At 34.8% G+C, this 17,020-nt stretch carries 16 protein-coding genes; 1 reads left to right on the top strand and 15 read right to left on the bottom strand.

Translation table 11 applies throughout. The features are described 5' to 3' along the window. Positions 1-251: 251 nt before the first annotated feature. Positions 252-2,093: a M4 family metallopeptidase gene (locus tag KQI49_RS18815; protein WP_371817606.1), complete on the bottom strand. Its 1,842-nt coding sequence runs from the start codon at positions 2,091-2,093 to the stop codon at positions 252-254. Between the two features lie 314 nt (positions 2,094-2,407). On the opposite strand from KQI49_RS18815, the gene KQI49_RS18110 reads away from it, so the two are divergent. Further along, entirely contained in the window at positions 2,408-3,019 is a 612-nt protein-coding gene (locus KQI49_RS18110; protein WP_216490976.1) for a TasA family protein, read from the top strand. Between the two features lie 20 nt (positions 3,020-3,039). Here the strand turns inward: KQI49_RS18110 and KQI49_RS18105 are convergent, their stop codons facing one another. From KQI49_RS18105 to KQI49_RS18040, 14 genes are all read right to left on the bottom strand, one after another. Then, entirely contained in the window at positions 3,040-4,299 is a 1,260-nt protein-coding gene (locus KQI49_RS18105; protein WP_216490975.1) for a helix-turn-helix domain-containing protein, read from the bottom strand. A gap of 609 nt (positions 4,300-4,908) precedes the next feature. Next, on the bottom strand, positions 4,909-5,637 hold the full coding sequence (locus tag KQI49_RS18100; RefSeq protein ID WP_216490974.1) for an SIS domain-containing protein: 729 nt from the start codon (positions 5,635-5,637) through the stop codon (positions 4,909-4,911). Continuing rightward, positions 5,637-6,347, bottom strand: coding sequence for a KDGP aldolase (locus tag KQI49_RS18095; protein ID WP_216490973.1), 711 nt, complete (start codon positions 6,345-6,347; stop codon positions 5,637-5,639). The genes KQI49_RS18100 and KQI49_RS18095 overlap by 1 nt, the downstream gene beginning before the upstream one ends. Before the next feature lie 2 nt (positions 6,348-6,349). Then, entirely contained in the window at positions 6,350-7,075 is a 726-nt protein-coding gene (locus tag KQI49_RS18090) for a creatininase family protein (RefSeq protein WP_216490972.1), read from the bottom strand. 16 nt (positions 7,076-7,091) lie between these two features. Beyond that, positions 7,092-8,084 (bottom strand): phosphotriesterase family protein, encoded by a 993-nt coding sequence (locus KQI49_RS18085; protein WP_216490971.1) that lies wholly within the window; start codon positions 8,082-8,084, stop codon positions 7,092-7,094. 81 nt (positions 8,085-8,165) lie between these two features. Beyond that, positions 8,166-9,473, bottom strand: a complete 1,308-nt coding sequence (locus KQI49_RS18080) for a PTS ascorbate transporter subunit IIC (protein ID WP_216490970.1) — start codon at positions 9,471-9,473, stop codon at positions 8,166-8,168. Positions 9,474-9,497: 24 nt separating this feature from the next. After that, on the bottom strand, positions 9,498-9,770 hold the full coding sequence (locus KQI49_RS18075; RefSeq protein ID WP_216490969.1) for a PTS sugar transporter subunit IIB: 273 nt from the start codon (positions 9,768-9,770) through the stop codon (positions 9,498-9,500). 3 nt (positions 9,771-9,773) lie between these two features. After that, positions 9,774-10,214 (bottom strand): PTS sugar transporter subunit IIA, encoded by a 441-nt coding sequence (locus tag KQI49_RS18070; RefSeq protein WP_216490968.1) that lies wholly within the window; start codon positions 10,212-10,214, stop codon positions 9,774-9,776. Between the two features lie 22 nt (positions 10,215-10,236). Next, positions 10,237-12,372 (bottom strand): BglG family transcription antiterminator, encoded by a 2,136-nt coding sequence (locus KQI49_RS18065; protein ID WP_216490967.1) that lies wholly within the window; start codon positions 12,370-12,372, stop codon positions 10,237-10,239. Positions 12,373-12,727: 355 nt separating this feature from the next. Next, positions 12,728-13,414 (bottom strand): copper homeostasis protein CutC, encoded by a 687-nt coding sequence (locus KQI49_RS18060; RefSeq protein ID WP_216490966.1) that lies wholly within the window; start codon positions 13,412-13,414, stop codon positions 12,728-12,730. A 320-nt stretch (positions 13,415-13,734) separates the two neighbouring features. Further along, positions 13,735-14,361, bottom strand: coding sequence for a 3-hexulose-6-phosphate synthase (gene hxlA / locus KQI49_RS18055; protein WP_216490965.1), 627 nt, complete (start codon positions 14,359-14,361; stop codon positions 13,735-13,737). 14 nt (positions 14,362-14,375) lie between these two features. Then, positions 14,376-15,332: a sugar kinase gene (locus KQI49_RS18050; RefSeq protein ID WP_216490964.1), complete on the bottom strand. Its 957-nt coding sequence runs from the start codon at positions 15,330-15,332 to the stop codon at positions 14,376-14,378. Beyond that, a complete protein-coding gene (gene rpiA / locus KQI49_RS18045; protein ID WP_256439034.1) occupies positions 15,333-16,019 on the bottom strand; it encodes a ribose-5-phosphate isomerase RpiA in 687 nt (228 codons plus the stop codon). It lies immediately after the preceding gene. A gap of 15 nt (positions 16,020-16,034) precedes the next feature. Continuing rightward, positions 16,035-16,955, bottom strand: a complete 921-nt coding sequence (locus KQI49_RS18040) for a TRAP transporter large permease subunit (RefSeq protein WP_371817607.1) — start codon at positions 16,953-16,955, stop codon at positions 16,035-16,037. Positions 16,956-17,020: the final 65 nt, after the last annotated feature.

Below are 17,020 nucleotides of genomic sequence, written 5' to 3'. Positions count from 1 at the left end.
ACATATCTTCCCACAGTTTAAAAAATTAAATACATGGGGTTTATTTGATATGCCAAATTTTTTCAATCAATAAATCCTTATTGAATTTATAAGGTTTAGACTTGACTAATCGTAGGAAAGAGGCTAGGACAAAACTAAGTATTAGTAATTAAAAGACGAACAATTTTAAGCGAGCGTTATTCGCTTCGGAAAAATACTTCGCTTTTACATTAACTAAAATACTTATGTCCCAACCTCAAATTTCACATTTTTTATTGAACACCAACTGCATCATATGCTGCCATAACTGATTCTACTTCGGTAGATCCTTCTCCATAAAGATCTTCAGCAGCTTGGATGGCTGCCTGGCGCATTTCACTAAAATCAGATGAAGCTGCTAGATAATGTGTAATCGTACGATAAAATATTTTTTCAGCTTTGTCTTTACCGATTCCTTCAACTGTGACATCGTAATGTGTCCCACCGTCAGTAATTAAGTGTGCCGCTTTGTTGTTAATACTACTATTAATATGAACTCCACCATTGTCTTCTTCTCCAAGATATCGGTCATCATAATGATCTGGATAGAAACCTGTTTCTGTAAGTGCCATAGGAACAGAAGCAGGGTCCTTCATGTCACGAAGACCAACATCAGGGTTATGTGGCATGTAAATATCTTCACCTAATAGCCACAAATCATCACCAGTTTTGTCTTCGATGAAAGCTCCCATAATATCTGCAAGTGATTCATTTAAGGCACCTGACTCATCTTCATAAATAAGATCAGCTGTATTTGTAATCACTCCATGAGTCATTTCATGTCCAATAACATCTAAACTACCTGAAGTGGAAATCATTAATTCTCCATCGCCATCACCATACATCATTTGTTTACCGTTCCACGCTGCATTATTCCATTGTGATCCAACATGTACAGTTGAAATAAGCTTCGTACCCTCATCATCAAGCGAATCCCTATCAAATACTTCCTCATAGTAATCATAAACTTTTCCAGCTTTCACATGTGCTGACACAGCGGCCGGATCATAGAAAAAGTCAGAATTAGATGTTACTTCAAATCCCGTAAGTCCTAATAAAGCAGAGAGAAGTATAAAAGCCGTTTCTGGCATACGATTTGCTTGGAATGTATGAACTCCGTCACCTCTTGTTCCATCATATAAAAAGTTCTCATTTGTTTCCTTATCTAAAATGGACTCAAAGGATAACATATTTCCAAATATATCTATCCCCCTAGACGTAACTGGTTCAGATAAATCCGGATCTTCAGGATCTGGAATTTGTGGAACTTCTGGTATTTCTGGAAGTTCATCATCTGCATCATCTTCTGAAAAGCTATCTTCTCGTGAATCTTCTAATGTTGGTGCTATTTCATGGACAGCATCGTAATCATTGATAACTTCGCCAGTTGTAGCATCAACAAAGTAATGGAAATATCCAGGAGCTGGTTTGGAAGTAGATGCCTTAACATAATATACTAAAGTGTGGTCCCCATCCTCAGGATATAAAACAAGTTCCGAATCAATGCCATCATAATTTTTTACTTCGCCGATTTCTTTTTCGATATCATTCTTCACAACATCCAGGGCATCATCTTCAGTTAATTCAGCCTCTGTAGATACTACAGTTCGTGCTAAGTTAGGTGTTACCTTACCAAAATAGGTAGAAACCTGATTTTCTTCTCCTACTGCTATTGTTTGCTCAGAGCCATAAATAGGTATGTCATTATAGGTTTCAACAGTTCGAAAATGTTCTGTGTTTGTTTCATTATCTTTTACTTTATCTATGATTTTAAATTGGCTCTTCCCTGCCTCTATCTGCTTCTCTACATTTCCTGATAATGATTTCCCTTTAGGCTGTAATACTTCTTGTTGGAGGAATAAATATACAGCCTCTTCTTTGCTAATTCCTTCTGCTGTATCCCATTCTCCTACCATATACGCAGGTGTGTGTAATTCTTCGTTAAACTTCACTTTTTGTTGTTCGCTTGCAAATACTGTTACTCCGGGTAACGATAGCCCAGAAAAAGTTAGCGATGCTGCTAGTACCACCGGCATTGCTTTTTTTCTAAAACCTTTTCTCTTCAACAAAATCACCTCTTTTTATTTTGAGTTCACATTCTATTATTAGGGGCTACTAGATTACAGTCAATTGGGTTATATGAAAGGTGATATTAATAAGGTTTAGTAACTTTCCCCTTAAAAATATGGCTTTAACTGTACTATTTAGTAGAAAAATAACCCAATTTACAGTTTTCAGATAAAATGCTAGAGTAAAATCTAGTTACTTCAAAAAGTAAAGGGGGGGCAGGCGAAAAATTGTAAGTGGTCTTTCTAGCATTTATCTGTATATACGTTTTTTTTTAATAGAAAGATAAGCAAAATTAAATCAAACAAGAGGAGGAAATAAAATGAGTTTTGCAAAAAAAGTAAGTGCAGGTGTATTAACGGCAGCTCTAGGTTTTTCTTTAATAGGCGGTGGAACTTACGCTTATTTCAGTGATCAAGTTGAAACAAATAATACATTTGCTGCTGGAACCCTCGATTTATCCGTTAATCCGGAAACGATTGTGAACATAGATAATCTAAAACCTGGAGATGAAATTTCACGGGAATTTAATGTAACAAATAATGGTACCTTAGATATCGAAAAGGTATTACTAGAAACGAGCTACATCGTTGATGATGTGGAAGGTGATAATACGGAAGATTTTGGTGAGCATATTAATGTGAAAATCCTTTATAACCAAGCAAATGCTACGGTTGAAATAATGGAAACCACATTAAAAGAATTAGAAGACATGACCCCAGATATTACCGCTATTGATGAGTTTGTTGGTGGAGGAAAAGGACCAAATGGTCTAGAGCCTGGCGATACGGATAAAATCATTGTTTTATTCGAATTTGTTGAAAATGGAGAAGACCAAAATCAGTTTCAAGGGGATTCTTTAGAACTTGAATGGAAATTTATTGCGGAACAAACAGAGGGTACTAATTATGATGAAGAGGATGAAGAAAAATAATGAATAAACCCGAGAATACACTACATATTCTCGGGAGTTTTATTTAAAAATTGTTCAGAAAAGACTTTTGTCGCTTCCATATATTGATTCGATTCAATATACCGATTTAATAAAACCTTTCCATATCTATTACGATATATGATATGCCCTGTGGTAGTAAAATAAGGCAAGGCTTTTTCCTCAATAAACTGAAAATAAGCTGTAGTATTATTTTCAGTTTTCAATTTCAATAACTTCAACACAATTAAAAAATGCGTACTTTTTAACTTCTTAGCTAGGGAAAAGCCTTCCTTTATTTTTTTAAATAGAAATGTTTTGCTATAAATCCCCTCTTCTAAACACGCATCAATATAATTACATAAATGAAGCAAATAAGAGTTTGAATCAGGAGCGTCTATTTGTAATGCTTGTTTGTAGCACTGCTTTGATAAAGCATATTCACCTTTATTAAAATACTCGAAGCCTAAATTATTTAATAGTAGTGATCTTTTGTCATTCAAACCAAGGATCTCACTATTATGAATTAAATTTTTATAACGATTAACTAGTTCATCAAAATCGACAGAAGTATCCCTACTCATTTGTAAAAGCATAACTGATTCAGCATTAATGGATTGAGCATAATTATTTGTTTCTTTAAAAAAGTGTAATGCTTTTTCTGCAAAAAAATAAGCCATAATATAAGAACCAATAAAATGATAAGCAATGGCCAAGTGATAATAATACTCTTTATTACCGTATTGTTCCATATTTACTTTTTTTAAATAATGGATTGGCATAGAATTACTTTCATTATCTACTTTCGCATTATCACTAATATAATATACGCCATATGTATGAAATAAAAGATTTTTCTCATACTCGGCAAGGCTAGCATATGATTCATTCACGTACTCTAATAATTCTAGCGCTTTAGTTCTTTCTCCTTGAATTATTAAATGTCTAGCTTTAAGTAAGTGATAAAAATCCGCATAATAAGTAGATTGAATAAAAGGAATCCTTTCAATTTCATCTTTTTTGTCTTCCATTTCCTTAAATCTTCTCATAATAATTGCTTCAAGCCATTGTTGTAACAATGTTTCTAAACTCTTAAATTTATTCACTTCTTGTTTTATATCAATCGCTAATCGATCAGAAAACATCATTATCATTTCTTCAGAGTATGCTGTTTTCCCTCGCTCAATTTTACTTACATGTGTAGTAGTACAAATCCCTTCCCCCAATTGAGCTTGGGTAAGATTTTGTTTTTCACGATAAAATTTAATAATCTCTCCTTCCAAATCTATCCCCCTAGCAAAATGATATTATGACTTAAATGATTATTATGATAATTCTATCATATGGTTTGTAGCTTTTATATGGGGAGAATTCCCTATTTTTAAGTGTTGAGCCGTAAGCATTTCGTTACCACTTCAGTCTCTGCTTCTATATATATATAGAAGGATAAACGGATAAACCAACTCACGCTTTTTGGGCGTCGTTATGTCTAATGAACTTTTTTTCAACATCATATCCGGATATGTATCCCCTCCTTTAAAACGTAATCAAAAAAAGATATAAAAAAGGCATGACAAAATAAAATGGTAATTCATTTTTTTGTCATGCCTAATCAAGTTAGTCACATGTAACAAGTATAACATTCAATTCATTTAAAATTTTAACACATTACTTTAAGTGAGTCAGCTTTCCCAATACAGTTCAATTAGCTATAATAGCTAATATCTCGACGTCGTGGGTCTACAGAAGCTCTGCCCATTTCTACACCCGAAAAAATTCGACATAGTATATTAAGCACTAAAAAACACAGGCTTCCCTATGGAGTGCCTGTGCTCATAACCTAATTATATCTAACAGATCAATTCATTAAACTAATATTATGCCTTATGGATTTATAGTTTAACCCTTCCCTTATATTTTTCAATTAATTTATTATTATGCTCGTCCGCTCCTTCAATATTACCGCTTAAAAATATTGGTGGATTATAATTGGAATCAGCCATATGTTTAATAGATTCAGCTAATATTGCATTTAAAATCGTAGCGCCAATTACTGTTGAGCTTGGGGCAAATTTGACACTAACTTTTTCATACGACAGCAAGGCATCCCCAATTGGAGCGTGGTTATTGATAACCAAGTCAACTGCATCAAATAAATGTTTTCCACTAGTGTGACGTGACGGTTGACTCGAGGAATATTCAATTGACGTTATTCCTATAACATACGCTCCCTTTTGTTTTGCAATTTTTGCTACGTCTACAGGAACAGGATTTCTTCCTGACGTTGAGATGACAAATATAACGTCTCCTGTTCGGATATCCTGTTGTTCCATGAATTTATGGGCGTAATCATTTTCACGTTCAAGTGAAGAAGAACGAACCGCACCTTCATGTAACATCAATGGTTCATGCAAAATCGGATGAATAGGCACCAGTCCACCCGCACGATAATAAACTTCTTCAGTTAAAATATGCGAATGACCACAACCAAATAAATGTACAACACCGTCATTCTGAATGGATTCAGACACTTTTTTAGAGGCCTTTGTCAATACATCTTGTTCCTCTTTTTCTACTTTTTTGAGCAAGTCAGTAATGTTACTAAAGTAATTATGAATCATTATAACCCCTCCACCTCTTTATAAATCATCTTTACGGTTTCCGGCATGGTATTACCGGTTTTTGAGTCGATAACGGACCCAAAAATATGGGGCATGAAGAATCCAATATCAATATTCTTAACCCCTTCAACTATTTCACCTATATTACCTAAGTTTATTCCACCAGCTGGTTCTATACCTTCAATACCGTAAACACTCGCCATTTTTGTTATATGAATAAGTTCATCTAAATGGACAAGCCCCTTAATAGGCATAAGTTTTATACTGGATATTCCCAAAGCAGATGCAATTTCCAAAAAGCTTTCCACATTCATGATTTTCTTCGAATTAGCCAATTGAATTTTACCTTTTTCTCCTGTAGGTTGCACTAATGCATTCACTAATTGTTTCTGTTCTTTACCTTCTAAAAAACCCTGTGAATATGATGCCGTTTCAAATGGTTGGTTTAAATGACCTGCATTAGAAGCTGCAGCAATATCTAATACTTTTTTCCAGTTGCTCGTATCGCCTCCACCTCCAAGGCCAATACTGACTGTATCAGTCACAGTTTTAAGCTCTTGAACTTTATTTACGGCTTCATCTATTGAATATTGATCGGATGCAATACCGGGGACAACATAACCACCCCCTGCCTCCATAATATCTGTTGCATTTTCTTTGTCTTTTGCAAGAAAGTTGAATAAAAACTTTCCTTTTAATTTAGCATCCATCTTTACACCTTCCTGCTATTAATAAGGATGTTCACCATATTCTTTAAAGCAATCTCGACTATATATTCACCTTTTTCTTTAGTGGCAAGCCTAGCATCTCCTAAAACAGCTGTTTCCGTAAATTCTTCCCAAGGAGTTGGTGTCACATCTGCCGAATCAGGAATAACCGGGGCCTCTGTTATTGCTTTGTCCATATCAACATATTCAGGCGCTAAATAGAGCATGTATGACGTTTCAATTTCACAGGCATGAAAATATGTGTTATGTGAAGATTTGGTTTCCCTAACTTCTTCCGCAGCTTTACTCATGCCAGGATAAAAGAAATAAAAAACACGCATTTCCGGACACGTTTCATACAGAACACGTGCCGCTTCTTTTAATGCAGTTCCATTACCAAGATGCCCATTAACCATTGCAAAAGTGGTGAACCCTTGATTATGAAGACTTTTACCAATATCAACTAAAAATCCTATCATAGATTCATTACTAATATTGATACTACCGGGAAAGTTTCTTAGACTCCAAACTTGACCATAGGATAAAGTTGGAAGCACAAATCCGTTCACCCTTTCAGCAAGTTTCTCCGCTAAACGTTCGGCTAAGAGGTTATCTGTTCCAAGAGGGAGATGTGGTCCATGTGCCTCCACAGCACCTACTGGCAAAATTGCAATTTCAGATTCATCTATTTTTTCTTTTATTTCATATGAGTTTTCATGTTGTAAATACAATTAATGTCACCACCTATCATTTTTTAAAGGTAAAGCAACGCTTAGGATTATGAATAAAGAATTTTTCAATCAGGCTCTCACCGTCAAAACCTTTTTGGTTCGCTTCTTCAATAAAACGAGGAACCCACTTCCCAAGAATATTTTCAAGTCCTAATCCATAATCATAATGTTTGTAGTAACTTTTTCGAGCAGTATCACCACTTACCAATATTTGATCTTCAAATCCTTTTTTAACAAGTTCTAAGATACAATGAATACGTGTGCTTTCTGGTGCATATTTTATTTTTGATATGCCGTCAAATGATAAAAATGCACCTGTTTTTGCTACTTTTTCGTGGTAAAAAGGATCTGGATTACGATCCATGTGACCAAAGCTCATATATTCTAGATTAATGTCTTCGCTTTTTAAAAGCTCTATTTGTTCAAGGGCCATTGTCCCTGCCTCTGTATGGGAATGAATAGGTGCTTTTGTCTCATGATGTGCCCTAGCTACTGCCCGCAATGTTTTTTCCTCAAGGGGCGTGATTCGATTATAGTCTGTTCCAAATTTCACTTGACCACCGGGAATCCCACTACCTTCCAACCCTTCTTCAATTTCCTTAATAACAAAATCGGTTAATTCGTTGATTGATGAATCTTCAATCCATTCATAAAAGGTATCGTAATTTCCAGTAGTTTTTTTCAGACGTTCAGGTATAGCAGCTGTCCACAAAAAGCTTTTATTAAAACCCGCTGTTCCAATAATTTTAATTCCTGTCTCATTAGCAATTTCTTTTACCGCATGAACATCCCGACCATAATCAATTGCCGTAGCATCAACAATAGCTTGGCCACCTAACTTTTTAAAATCCATGACGTCCTTCTGGGACTTTTCTTTATCGTCCAACAATAAATCATCTACTTGTTTCTCTACCCAATATGGTGGTCGGCATACAATATGTTCATGGGAATAGGTAAATCCTAATTCATCAGGGTCAATATCGCCGTGGAAAGTTCGAATAAAGCTCATGATGTAAGTCTCCTTTTATATTTGTATAGTGTAAATAGGGAGTAGTTCAGTGAACTTCCCCCCCCTAAATTGATCCATTCTCTAACCAAAGAAAAGTTGTGATAAGAATCTTATGATTGGTCCTAAAACAAACATATCCGTGTCAGCAGCCCACATACCGGTATCTGGGATGGTATCTGGTATTAGCATTCTCACCATTATATATTGACCCCAGGCTACAACAGTTGCAGTAATGAAACCACCGATAACCGCACCACGTGCTCCTCCGGTTGCATTACCAAACACTCCAGCTGTTGCTCCGTGGAAGAATAATACAATCATTGTCGGGACAAAAACGTAACCGACAGTATTTCCTAATATAACCAACCAAACAATACCACCAATGAACGCACCAAGGAAACCTAAAATAACCGCATTGGGTGCGTAAGGGAACACAATTGGAGCATCGAGAGCTGGCTTAGCTCCTGGTACAAGTTTTGTTGCAATACCTCTAAAGGCTGGAACAATTTCACCAATAAACATACGAACACCAGTTAATACAACTGCGATTCCGGCAGTGAAAGTAAAGGATTGAATAATAGCATATACGATAAAGTTTTGATCAGTAGACGCTACGAGTTCTTGGGCACCTGCTGTGTCTCTGAATAAGACAACAATGGCACCTATGATGAATAATATCCCCATCGTCAATGCTGTTATAACGTTTGAATCTCTTAAAAATTCCAAGCCGTTTGGTACCTTAATTTTTTCAGAATCCTTTTCTTTGTTACCTAGCCATTTTCCAGCCCATGCCGATAGCAATACAGCTGCTGCTGAAGTATGCCCCAACGCAACATTATCGTTACCTGTTACTTTTCTCATATATGGTTGAACGACTGCTGGTTGAAGGGCCCAATATAATCCCATAACAACAGATAAAAAGATAACAAGTGGCCAGAAGGAAACATCATCCGCAACCTGAACTACAACCCCTGCAAATATTGTAGTAGTCCAAAACATCATATGTCCTGTTAAATAAATATATTTAAAGCGAGTAAATCTTGCTATTAAAACGTTAATGATAAAACCAATGGCCATTGCCAAAGCTACAGCACTACCAAATTTCCCATTAAATGCTTCCTGTCCCATATATCCGCTGAATGATTCAGACTCTAGGTTGAATACCTCTGCCCATAATGGTTCGAAAACTGATAGTGCTCCCGAGATGATATCCGCTCCCAAGGTGATAATTAAAAATCCAATAATTGCCTTGAATGTACCACTAATCGTTTGACTAGCGGTTTTCTTTTGTAGCAACAAACCTATTAATACAATAAGTCCTATTAAAATAGCCGGCTCGCCAAATATGTTATCGGCTAGCCACATCACCACATCTAAAATGGCACTCATTTTATATTCACTCCTTTTTAATCATTACTCAGTAATATACTGATCAATCGCCTGGTTAATCTCGTCCATATCAAAGTAATTATTTACTACAATTACTTTTGCCGAATGACTACCTAAACTTTCTGCCAATTCATTACTGGTGATAATATAATCCGCTTGCATGCTGGACGCAGATGAAACATCTGTATGTTCAACATCTGCCTTTATATTTTTATCGTTAAGAGCCTGCTCTACATTCATTCTTAAAATTAAGCTTGTACCTTGTCCTAAACCACACACCGTTAAAATTTTTTTCATCGTTTACATCTCCATTTCTAATATGTTTTTAATTTCTTCCAAACTTACTGCATTCATTAATTTCTCCACATTACTGCCAACATTTAAAAGTCCGGTTAATTTTTGTAACAATGTTAAATGCTCATCACTTGATGCTGCCCCCAAAGCAAAGATTAGTTGCACTGGATCATTTGATTGATGTCCGAATATTACCGGTGTTTTCAATTGTAAAAGGGATACGGAGGCTTCTGTAACACCATCTTCAGGACGAGCATGTGGTATAGCAATATGAGGGGCCAATACAAAATACGGGCCGTTTTCCTTATACGCTTTCAACATTGCATCAATATAAGTTTGCTTAACAACTCCTTCTTTTAATAATAAATTACCTGCTTCATGGATAGCTTCCTCTGCAGTCTGTACTTCAGCTCCAAGTTTTATTAAACCATTATCTAAAAATCTCATAGAATCCTTGCCCACCTATCCTTTAATCAATTCTCATAGTTGTAATGTTCCGTTTAAGCAAATCAACAAGCTCATATTTATTCTTTGTTTTCATTATTTTATTTTTAAGAGTTTTATTAGAAAATATTTGGGTTAATTGGGATAAAGCCTTTAAATGTTGTTCATTATCCACGGAAGCCAAAACAATGAACATACGAACAGGTTTACCCAACAAGTCTACTTCCTCTTTCAAGAATAGCATGCTCATTCCTGTCTTATTTACACCTTTCTCTGCACTAGCATGTGGCAGAGCAATTCGATCAGATATAACAATATATGGTCCATCTTTTTTAACGACTTGTATCATTTCTCCGATATAATCTTTCGTAATAAAACCTTGTTCAAGCAAGTGAGTCGAAGCTTCGACAATCGCTTTCTCCCAATCATTTATATTACTTTTGAATTCAATTCTACTTTCAGGCAATAAATCCAATAAACCTGGGATTGTGTAGTTTTTATTACTAATGCTCATACTCGAATGAAAATATGCTACTAACTCACGTCTCAGCGATTCCTCATCTTGAATATTAGTATAACGATTAACAATATTGATGATGGTATCTGTAGACATCATTTGTTGTTGTACGTTTTCTTCAAATAAGCCACTCACTTTTTTCAATAATTGAGCTTTATCATGATTATTTAATATGGGCTCTACAACAAAAACTGGAATACCTCTATCTGGAAGTAATATTGTTGATACAATGAAATCCGCAACTTCCTTTAATTTGTCTATTTCTTCATATTCTCTTAACGAGATAACATCGGTAATGTCCACATCTGTAAATAACCGTTGTAACTGACTTTCCAAAAGACGAGATGTTCCCAAACCATTCGTGCAAACAATCAACATCTTCTTTCTCTTTAATTCAAGATCAACACCTTCTTGTCTTAACCATCCACCAAAATGCATAGCAAGATAAGCTATTTCATTATCATCTATTTTTTGTCCTATTAAATCTTCAACATGGTGGATAACATTCTTTGTTAAATGAAATATTTCTGGATAATTCTTTTTTATCGATCCCTTAAGGATATTTTGAATATGAATCCCATATTTTTTACGGTAATAAGTTGGTTTCAAATGGAGCAACAAATTATAAATCATTTGTTCAGGGTCTGGAAAATCAACTGCGGCAAATTTTTGAAAATCATATACCATCTTTTCGACAACAGAGGTTAATTCTTTCATTTCTTGGCTTTCAATTTGAATGTTTAAATTATAATTAACCTTCGCGCTTAGCAGATATCTTGTAAAATAAACGACTTCACTGGTAGGAATTACAACATTGAAGTATCTTGACAGTTTTCCGCATAGTTTTTGTGCCCCTATAAACTCCTCTGTAGTACTAATAACTTCTGTCTCAGCGGGATCCACTTTGGCATAGTTCTCTTGTTTAATGCGTTGAATGAAAAAGTAAAACCAGATAATAAGACTATTACGAACTTCATCTGTGATTTCAATTTCAACCAATTGTTCATATTCATCTAAAATCTTTTTAATACTTTTCAAATCATCCTTAGACAAAATCTTATATAGGTGTATCCCATTACTATGCTGTTTTAAATTTGTCTCCGAATGTTTAAAGAAATTATACAAGATATCTTGTGGAATAACTTCTGTCAAATATTTGATAAGGCAATTTCTAATTGCAATTTCATCACCACTGATGTTATATCCCGTTTTACCTTCTGCTTGAAGTTCTACTTCACTTAAAGCTAATTCATCTTTCAAAATCTTAATATCATCAATTACTGTGTTACGGCTAACCTGAAATAAATCTTGGAAGTCTTGAAGTAAACAACCTTTAGGTTGACCTACTATATAAATAAACATCCAAGCTTTTCTTTCTACTTTAGAGTGTTCATAATATGTTTCATTAGGAAGTTCTTTTTCCTGCAGTATTTCATTCTTTAATTGAGGATCTAAATAAAGACCTTTACCTCTCACCCTAATCAGTTCGGTGTTAAAGTGTTCTTTCAACCAGTCATTCACCTTATCCAGATCCTTATAAATTGTTCGTCTGGAAACATTAAATTGGTTTGAAAGCTCCTCTATGGAAATATAAGGATAAGCTTTTAGGATTTCATTTAATATAGCAGCACTACGTTGATTCAATAATATAACACCACCGTTTCTAGTATTGACATCAAGTGGTTGGTTGTCATAATACATGTTTTGGGCGTATTTTAAATATGATTATGACGAACCAACAATCTACCGCTTGATTTTAGAATAACCTATTCTGATACCATTTATAAGACCAAATGAGTCACATATAATTGTGCAATTTTGTACCCCTTTTTAGAACTTTTGTAAATTATAGTCAAGGCAACATAAAAACATTTCACCCATGAGAAACTTATTATTATAATCATAAAAAAATATAAATTAATCCAATTAAAAAAAGGTTTCACCCTTAAAACGATGGGTGAAACCTTTTAATATTTTACAGTAGACTACATAAAAAACATCATGATTTAAATATTGTTATCATTTTATCTACTTTATTTTTATCAATAGGTTGTAAATAACTATCACCTAACCTAATACCTGAGCCAAAGTGAACTTCTTTTGGTTTAACTTTATTATAGAATTCTTTAAAATTATCTTCACGCAATCCTCCTGCTACCATAATCTCTATTTGTGTATCTTTAGCAAGATTGATTAATTTTTTCATTTTGTGCGGAACCAATGTGGCACCTTGAGGACCACCTGAAGTGGCTATCCGCTTTATTTGCGGATATTGAGAAAGACATTTCAACGCTTCTTCTTGATCTCGCACAAAATCAAAAGCCTTATGAAATGTTACATCCAACCCCTCAGCGGATTCTAGCAATTGTTTCATGACCTCTTCATCAATAACATGGTCGGCTGTTAACGCTCCAATGACAATCCCGTTTCCTCCAAGTTCCTTTACCATCTGTATATCTTTTTTCATGACAGCTAAATCATCTTCATTATAGATAAAAGATTGGCTATGTGGTCTTATAATCGTATTAAATGGGATACTAATAGAGCGGGTCACCGATTCAATTAAACCATAACTTGGAGTAATACCTAACTCCGACATGCCTGGACTAAGTTCCAAACGATCGGCTCCATACTCTTCTGCCTGTTTTGCATCTGTTAAGGTGGTTGCAATAATTTCAAACGTCAATTTTTATTCCCCCTATAAGTGAATGTAGATATATTATTATATTGAATCACTGTATCTAAGGTAATTTGTATTATAATTCACGTTAATTATTTACGAAAGACCAAATAGCGTCATAACGTCATTTGAAATATTGGACCTGTTTATTATCTCTCTATTACTTTATTTATCGCCATTCTCATTCACGTCTATTTAAAATATACCACCTACTGAAAGCTTCCTTACAAATGACATAGTTTTAATTACTCTTAACTAACAGCAGTTTACATATCATAAACTCAGTGATTAGTAATAATTTACTCGGTATTTCATCTAAAGGAAACTTAACTAAATTCTCGAATAACATCCTTCATGTTCATTGCCATGGTTTTGGGGGATTCAGCTTTCGTAATCGCACTCCCTACTATAATAATGTCCGGTCTCCTTTGTGCGATCTCTTGCAAGGTCTCAATGTTAATACCTCCTGCAACTGCAATATCCAGCTGAGTTCCTTCTATTAAAGAAAATAGTTCCAAATTAAAGTTTCTTTCTGACTGTTTGTCTTTACCAACATGTAAGCTAACTAAACCCACACCTAATCTTTCCAATTCCATTATCCGTTTTTTAGAATTAATCTCCAATAGATCAACCATAATGTTTTTTGGATATCTTTCGGCGATATTCTGCATTTCAGTAATTGTTATATCTGAAGCAAATCCCATCACAGTTGTTATGTCAGCACCTGCTTCAAATGCTTGAAGTGCTTCATGATGTCCAGCATCACATGTTTTCATATCTGCTAAAAGCAATTTTTCGGGATATAGCCTCTTAATTTCTTTAACAATTGACATCCCATATTCTTTAATAACACCTGTACCAACCTCAATAATATCTATATTGTCTATAGTTTCTTCTAGTATTTGAAAGCATTCTTCTCTTTTCAGCCTGTCTAGGGCCAATTGTAACTTCATTAGTTCACCTCTTTTTAACGTTCAACTCTTTCTATTTCTCCCAATTGAGCTTGAACATCTTCATAATAAGGGAGTCCTTCATTATCGCCGCGAACACCAACAACCATGGATCCAATTGTATTGGCGAAGGTTAATGTTCTTTCCAAATCCCAAGCATTAAGAAGACCATACAATATTCCTGCATTAAAACCATCACCTGCTCCTACAGTATCTGCCACCTTAGCAGCTCTCACCGCTGGTGACTTTATCGTAGTCCCTTTATAATAACCAACAGACCCCTCACTTCCCTGTTTGATCGCTATAAAAGAAATACCTAAATCCTTTGATTTCTTAATTATAGTTTCTGGATTCTTCTCACCAATGATAATTTGCATTTCATCTTGTCCAGCCAATAAAATATCTACATTAGGAAGAATTTCTGATAATACCTCACGTGCTTTTTCCTTGCTCCACATTCGTAATCGAATATTAGGATCAAAGGAGACTTTTACATCATGTTTCTTCGCTAATTGGATAGCACGTTTGTAAACTTTTATATTATCATGGTGAATAGCAGGATAAATACCAGTTAAATGTAATATTTTAGCTTTTTTAAACATTTCCTCATCTAAATCACTTGCTGTAAGGGTAAGGGTTGGCGATTTATCACGATAATAAAAAGTTCTTGTGTCTCCGCTTTCCATTATTTCTTTAAAGTTTAGTGAAGTAGGATAACCATCAACTAAATTAATATGCGAAGTGTTAATATTTTCCCCACGTATAAAGGATAAGAGATATCTGCCAAATTCATCGTTACCTAATTTGGTTATATAACCGGTTTTCAAGCCAAGTCGTGCACAACCAACAGCAAGATTTAATTCAGCACCACCGACTTTTCTCTCAAACGTATTTACAAACTTTAACGGTCCTGTTGCTTTGGGATTGAATGTTATCATTGCTTCCCCAATCGTTATAACATCAATATTCTTCATTCATAAATCCTCCATTGTTATCTTATCTATTATTTTGACCTGTCCATTTTTTGCACTTAACAGTTTGCTGACCACTTCAATGAATAAACCCGTTTCTACGACCCCTACAGTTTGTTTAATAACTTTATTTAATTCATTTACAGCCAAGATATCATCAAATTTACAATCAACAATATAGTTGCCATTATCAGATACAAATCGTTTTCCTGCCACTTTTCTTAAAGTAACATCTGCTCCTAATTCTTCAAGGTATCTACTAGTCATCCTCCAACCAAACGGTATAATTTCTATAGGTATAGGAATTTGACCTAGTTTTTGTACTTCTTTTGTATGATCAACAATAATAATCACTTTATCAGAAGCTATTGCGACAACCTTTTCTCTCACTAATGAGCCACCGCCACCTTTAATCAGATTAAGATCACCATCTACTTCATCCGCCCCATCGATTGTCAGATCAATTTTACTAACTTTCGAAAAATCAGTAAGTGGGATATTTAAATCCTTGGCTAGACGTTCGGTTTTTTTTGATGCAGGAATACACTTAACTTTTAACCCTTCATTAATCCGTTGACCCAAAGCGTATAACATTTGATTTACAGTAGAACCAGAACCTAAGCCAACTATCATACCATCTTCAATATAATTTACAGATTTAATTGCAACTATTTTTTTATCACTTATCAATTAAATTCCCACCTTTTAGAACAGACTAGGATTAATCATTCGCGGAATATAAAATGCAATATCCGGGAAAAATGCAATGAATAACATAACAATTAGTATAATCGCAATATAAGGAATGACCGCGATAAAAGATCTTTCTATAGACATTTCGCCAATCTTGGCAGCTAATAATAAACATAATCCATAAGGAGGTGTAACCAAGCCAATAGCTAGTGTAATAATTACAATCAACCCTAAATGAACGGGATCAATACCAAATTCTAGAGCCGTTGGTAAAATAACTGGCACAAATAGAATCATTGCCGGGATAGCATCCATAAAAGTACCGATAAATAAGAAGAAAAGAATAATGATCAGTAAGAATACAGCCTTCGTGCTTATATTATTTGTGAAAAACTCTTCAGCTAAAGCTCCAAGTTGATAATAACTCATTAATTCGCCAAGAGCACTTGCTGCGGCTAAGGCAAACAAAGAAAGTGAACTCAAAGCTAAAGTATCCATTAATATTTTAGGCAAGTCCTTTAATCGTAAGGTTTTATAATAGAACATACAAACAACAAGGGTATAAACAGAAGCAATGGCTGCCGCTTCTGTAGCTGTAAATAGACCGAAAATGATCCCACCGATAATAATGATAGGTGTAAGTAAAGCTGGTAGTGCTTGAGCAACTAATTTTAAAAAATTCACGATCTTCACTTTAGAATCTCGTGGATAATCACGTTTAATTGCTAAAAAGTAAACAAATACCATCATGCCAAGACCAATTAAAATTCCTGGAATGATTCCTCCTAAAAACAATGCGCCAATCGACGCATTCGTCAAACCAGCGAAAATAATCATTGGAATGCTTGGAGGAATAATGACCCCTATGGTAGATGAAGCGGGAGTGTAAACTGAACTGTGTAAGTGAGAGAGCGTACGACTCTTGCTTCGCAGTTCAGTTTTTTTATTGTAAGATAAAAATATAACGATTGGGAGGTTATTCTATTGGCCAAGTCAAA

Origin of the sequence: Virgibacillus sp. MSJ-26, assembly GCF_018918075.1 — a bacterium.
Classification (GTDB): Bacteria; Bacillota; Bacilli; order Bacillales; family Amphibacillaceae; genus MSJ-26.
Note: the sequence above shows the minus strand (reverse complement) of the source record. Positions and strands in the feature narration are given on the sequence as shown.

Coding starts and splice junctions, on each gene's coding strand:
- KQI49_RS18110 (WP_216490976.1), top strand. CDS start 2,408: ATGAGTTTTGCAAAAAAAGTAAGTGCAGGTGTATTAACGGCAGCTCTA.
- KQI49_RS18100 (WP_216490974.1), bottom strand. CDS start 5,637: ATGATTCATAATTACTTTAGTAACATTACTGACTTGCTCAAAAAAGTA.
- KQI49_RS18095 (WP_216490973.1), bottom strand. CDS start 6,347: ATGGATGCTAAATTAAAAGGAAAGTTTTTATTCAACTTTCTTGCAAAA.
- KQI49_RS18085 (WP_216490971.1), bottom strand. CDS start 8,084: ATGAGCTTTATTCGAACTTTCCACGGCGATATTGACCCTGATGAATTA.
- KQI49_RS18080 (WP_216490970.1), bottom strand. CDS start 9,473: ATGAGTGCCATTTTAGATGTGGTGATGTGGCTAGCCGATAACATATTT.
- KQI49_RS18075 (WP_216490969.1), bottom strand. CDS start 9,770: ATGAAAAAAATTTTAACGGTGTGTGGTTTAGGACAAGGTACAAGCTTA.
- KQI49_RS18070 (WP_216490968.1), bottom strand. CDS start 10,214: ATGAGATTTTTAGATAATGGTTTAATAAAACTTGGAGCTGAAGTACAG.
- hxlA (WP_216490965.1), bottom strand. CDS start 14,361: ATGAAGTTACAATTGGCCCTAGACAGGCTGAAAAGAGAAGAATGCTTT.
- KQI49_RS18050 (WP_216490964.1), bottom strand. CDS start 15,332: ATGAAGAATATTGATGTTATAACGATTGGGGAAGCAATGATAACATTC.